Source organism: Streptococcus infantis (assembly GCF_001579645.1).
Lineage (GTDB): Bacteria > Bacillota > Bacilli > Lactobacillales > Streptococcaceae > Streptococcus > Streptococcus infantis_E.
In genome coordinates this window covers 628,784-633,644 of sequence record NZ_KQ970818.1, presented here as the reverse complement: position 1 = coordinate 633,644, position 4,861 = coordinate 628,784, and the positions used below count along the sequence as shown (strand labels likewise).

General features: G+C 39.5%; 4 protein-coding genes. 2 read left to right on the top strand and 2 right to left on the bottom strand.

What is annotated here, in order from left to right:
• Positions 1 to 164: 164 nt before the first annotated feature.
• Positions 165 to 1,898 (bottom strand): phosphoenolpyruvate--protein phosphotransferase, encoded by a 1,734-nt coding sequence (gene ptsP, locus SINDD18_RS03025; protein ID WP_025171271.1) that lies wholly within the window; start codon positions 1,896 to 1,898, stop codon positions 165 to 167.
• A gap of 4 nt (positions 1,899 to 1,902) precedes the next feature.
• The gene (locus SINDD18_RS03020; RefSeq protein ID WP_000146952.1) at positions 1,903 to 2,166 is read right to left on the bottom strand and encodes a phosphocarrier protein HPr; all 264 of its coding nucleotides are present in this window, start codon (positions 2,164 to 2,166) and stop codon (positions 1,903 to 1,905) included.
• A gap of 362 nt (positions 2,167 to 2,528) precedes the next feature.
• On the opposite strand from SINDD18_RS03020, the gene nrdH reads away from it, so the two are divergent.
• Both nrdH and nrdE read left to right on the top strand, forming a co-directional pair.
• Positions 2,529 to 2,747 carry a glutaredoxin-like protein NrdH gene (gene nrdH / locus SINDD18_RS03015; RefSeq protein ID WP_000259242.1) on the top strand — a complete coding sequence of 73 codons (219 nt, stop codon included), beginning with the start codon at positions 2,529 to 2,531 and terminating at the stop codon, positions 2,745 to 2,747.
• A 68-nt stretch (positions 2,748 to 2,815) separates the two neighbouring features.
• Positions 2,816 to 4,861 (top strand): class 1b ribonucleoside-diphosphate reductase subunit alpha (nrdE, locus tag SINDD18_RS03010; RefSeq protein ID WP_061863016.1); only part of this gene is annotated, 2,046 nt, incomplete at its 3' end.

The window sequence follows — 4,861 nt, the reverse complement described above, 5'->3', positions numbered from 1 at the left end:
ATCCACCTGTTACTCCGATAATGATTGGTCTATTTTGCATTGTAGCCTCCTTGTTTTTTCCCTTGTCTATTTTACCATATTTTTGATAAATTTTACAGATGGAGTTTTCTACAAAATAGAAGAAAAAATCCTTATAGCTAGAAGCTACAAGGATTTGTAATTGATTAATCAAAGTTAACGTATTCTTTAGAAAGTTCAAGAACTTCTTCCATTGTTGAACATTCAGTAAGAGCACGGTTAGCGTATTCTTGCATTTTAGCAGTGTCGAGTTTCTTCATCAAGCTACGTGTACGAAGTACAGATGTTGCTGACATAGAGAACTCATCCAAGCCCATTCCGACAAGAAGTGGAACAGCTGTTTGGTCACCAGCCATTTCACCACACATACCAGCCCATTTACCTTCAGCGTGAGCTGCTTTGATAACGTTATTGATCAAACGAAGGATTGATGGGTTGTATGGTTGGTAAAGGTATGAAACTTGTTCGTTCATACGGTCTGCCGCCATTGTGTATTGGATTAAATCGTTTGTACCAATTGAGAAGAAATCAACTTCTTTTGCAAATTGGTCTGCAAGCATAGCTGCTGCAGGAATTTCGATCATGATACCAACTTGGATGTCATCCGCAACTGCAACACCTTCAGCAAGAAGGTTAGCTTTTTCTTCATCGAAGACTGCTTTAGCTGCACGGAATTCTTTCAAAAGCGCAACCATCGGGAACATGATACGCAATTGACCGTGTACAGAAGCACGAAGAAGAGCACGGATTTGAGTGCGGAACATTGCGTCTCCAGTTTCAGAGATAGAGATACGAAGAGCACGGAATCCAAGGAATGGGTTCATTTCATGAGGCATATCGAAGTAAGGAAGTTCCTTGTCACCACCGATATCCATTGTACGGACAACAACTGGTTTACCGTTCATTCCTTCAAGAACAGCCTTGTATGCTTCGTACTGCTCGTCTTCAGTTGGAAAGTCTTGAGAATCCATGTACAAGAACTCTGTACGGTAAAGACCTACAGCTTCTGCACCGTTATCATTAACACCTTCAACGTCTTTTGGAGTACCAATGTTTGCTGCCAATTCGAAGTGTTTACCATCAGCAGTAACAGTTTGAGCATCCTTCAAGAGTGCCCATTCAGCTTTTTGTTGAGCGTAAGCTTCACCAGCTGCTTTAAATTCAGCCGCTTGTTCTTCAGTAGGGTTGATAATCACTTCACCTGTAATACCATTAACGGCAAGTAGGTCACCATCTTTAACGATTTCAGTGATATTGTTTGTACCCAAAACTGCAGCGATTTCAAGTGTACGAGCCATGATAGCTGAGTGACTTGTACGACCACCAATATTTGTTACAAAAGCTTTTACAAAGTTTTTGTCCAATTGAGCTGTATCAGATGGAGTCAAGTCGTGAGCAATCACGATCACTTCTTCATTGATAGAAGCTGGGTTTGGCAATTTTTTACCAAGGAGGTTAGCTAATACACGTTTTGTTACGTCGCGGATATCCGCTGCACGTTCTTGCATGTATGGGTTGTCTTCCATGCCTTCAAAGATTGTGATAAACATGTCTGTAACTTCTTTCAGACCTGCTTCTGCATTCACTTTTTTAGCACGGATAGTTTCTTTGATTTGACCGATCAATTCAGGGTCAGCAAGAACCATCAAGTGGGCGTCAAATACTTGTGCCGCTTCTTCACCAAGCGTACCTACAGCCTTCTCGCGGATAAGAGAAAGCTCGTTTTGAGAAGCTTCAAGAGCAACATCCAAACGAGCCTCTTCTGCATTTGTATCTTCGACTGTAACAGTCTCGAATGATAAATCCGGTTGAACGAGTAGATATGCTTTTGCAACTGCAACACCGTCAGATGCTGCGATTCCTTTAAGCATTTCTGTCATTTCCTTATGCCAATCCTTCTTTTTCCATTGTTTCTGAGATTGCAGCGATAGCGTCATCAGCGTCTGCACCTTCAGCAGTGATTGTAACGTCAGCACCTTGACCAACACCAAGGCTCATTACACCCATGATAGATTTAAGGTTAACTGATTTACCTTTGTACTCAAGAGTGATATCTGAAGCAAATTTGCTAGCAGTTTGTACCAACAATGTTGCTGGACGTGCGTGAATACCTGTTTCTGCCACTACGTGGAAATCTTTAGAAGCCATAGTTTGACTCTCCTTTAATAGTTTTCTTGTTGAGTTACATATCTGATAACCCTTACAATTTAGTATTATATCACCTTCATTGATATTTTTCAAGTATTTTATGGACTTTCTTCAATTTCCTTTCAGATAACTTGCTGAAAATCTTCTATTAAATTTAGCAAAACACAGTATGTAGTTTTTGTCGAGACACCTATAATGAAATCATTGCTTTTTCTGTAATTATTTTTCAACACTACACTATATATTGTGTTCGTTAGTAAAATCAGTAAAATAAGTACACAAGATTTAGTTTTAGAAAGTTGACAAAGTTTTTTTTCTGATATACTAAGAAAGTAATAAAATTTTAAAGAGGAGTTACAGAAATGGTAACTGTATATTCTAAAAACAACTGTGTCCAATGTAAAATGACGAAACGTTTTTTAGACAGTAATAATGTTGAATATAAAGAAATCAATCTTGATGAACAACCTGAATACATTGATCAAGTAAAAGAGCTTGGCTTTAGTGCTGCTCCTATTATTCAGACACCGACAGAAGTTTTCTCTGGTTTCCAACCAGGTAAACTTAAACAACTTGCTTAAGAATCAGGACAAAAGCTTCTATGTCTACCTTAGAAGCCTTTCTTTTGTAATTAGATAAAGGATTTTTTATGGGATTAAAACAACTTGAAGATGTGACTTACTTCCGTCTTAATAACGAAATTAACCGTCCTGTGAATGGACAAATCACGCTTCACAAAGACAAGGAAGCTCTAGAAGCCTTCTTTAAAGAAAATGTTGTACCTAATACAATAGTTTTTGATTCAATTACGGAAAAAATTAATTTCCTCATTGAACATAACTATATTGAAACAGCATTTATTAAGAAATACCGTCCAGAATTTTTGGAAGAGCTACATCAATTTATTAAAGATCAAAACTTCCAATTCAAGTCTTTCATGGCTGCCTATAAATTTTATAATCAATATGCTCTGAAGACTAATGATGGGGAATACTACCTTGAAAGCATGGAAGACCGCGTCTTCTTTAATGCCCTTTACTTCGCTGATGGTGATGAAGCAATTGCTATTGACATTGCTAATGAAATCATCCACCAACGTTATCAGCCTGCTACTCCTTCTTTCTTGAATGCAGGTCGCGCTCGTCGTGGTGAGTTGGTATCTTGCTTCTTGATCCAAGTAACAGATGATATGAACTCAATCGGACGTTCTATCAACTCTGCTCTTCAACTTTCACGTATCGGTGGTGGAGTCGGAATTTCCCTCAGCAACCTTCGTGAAGCTGGTGCTCCTATTAAAGGATATGAAGGTGCTGCTTCAGGTGTCGTTCCTGTTATGAAACTTTTCGAAGATAGCTTCTCTTACTCTAACCAATTGGGTCAACGTCAAGGTGCTGGGGTTGTTTACCTCAATGTCTTCCACCCAGACATTATTGCCTTCCTTTCAACTAAGAAAGAGAATGCCGATGAAAAAGTTCGTGTCAAGACTCTCTCTCTTGGTGTTGTAGTACCAGATAAATTCTACGAATTAGCACGTAAAAATGAAGAAATGTATCTCTTCAGTCCTTATTCTGTTGAAAAAGAGTATGGCGTACCTTTCAACTACATCGACATCACAGAGAAATACGATGAACTAGTTGCAAATCCAAACATCCGTAAGACTAAAATCAAGGCGCGTGATTTGGAAACTGAAATTTCTAAATTGCAACAAGAATCTGGTTATCCTTATGTAGTCAATATCGATACTGCTAACCGTGCAAATCCAGTTGATGGTAAAATTATCATGAGCAACTTGTGTTCAGAGATTCTCCAAGTCCAAGAGCCAAGTCTTATCAACGATGCGCAAGAATTTGTTCAAATGGGTACTGACGTTTCATGTAACCTTGGTTCAACAAACGTGGTCAACATGATGACTTCGCCTGACTTTGGTCGCTCTATTCGTGCAATGGTTCGCGCTTTGACCTTTGTAACAGATAGCTCACACATCGTTGCTGTCCCAACTATCGACCATGGAAATAGCCAAGCTCACACCTTTGGCCTCGGTGCTATGGGACTTCACAGCTATCTTGCTCAGCAATTGATTGAATACGGATCTCCTGAATCTGTTGAGTTCACCAGCATTTACTTTATGCTTATGAACTACTGGACCTTGGTTGAGTCAAACAATATCGCACGTGAACGTGGTATTACCTTCCACAACTTTGAGAAATCAGACTATGCTAACGGAAGCTACTTTGACAAGTATTTGACAGGCGAGTTTGTTCCAAAATCAGACCGTGTTAAAGAACTCTTCAAAGATGTCTTTATTCCAAGTGCTGCTGACTGGGCTGAACTTCGTGACAAGGTTCAAGCAGATGGTCTTTACCACCAAAACCGCCTTGCTGTAGCGCCAAATGGTTCTATCAGCTACATTAACGATGTTTCTGCTTCTATTCACCCAATTACGCAACGTATCGAAGAACGCCAAGAGAAGAAAATCGGTAAAATCTACTACCCTGCAGCAGGCTTGTCAACAGAAACCATTCCTTACTACACTTCTGCTTACGACATGGATATGCGTAAAGTGATTGATGTTTACGCTGCTGCAACTGAGCACGTGGACCAAGGACTTTCACTTACTCTCTTCATGCGCAGTGACATTCCAAAAGGTCTTTACGAATGGAAGAAAGAAAACAAACAAACGACACGTGACTTGTCT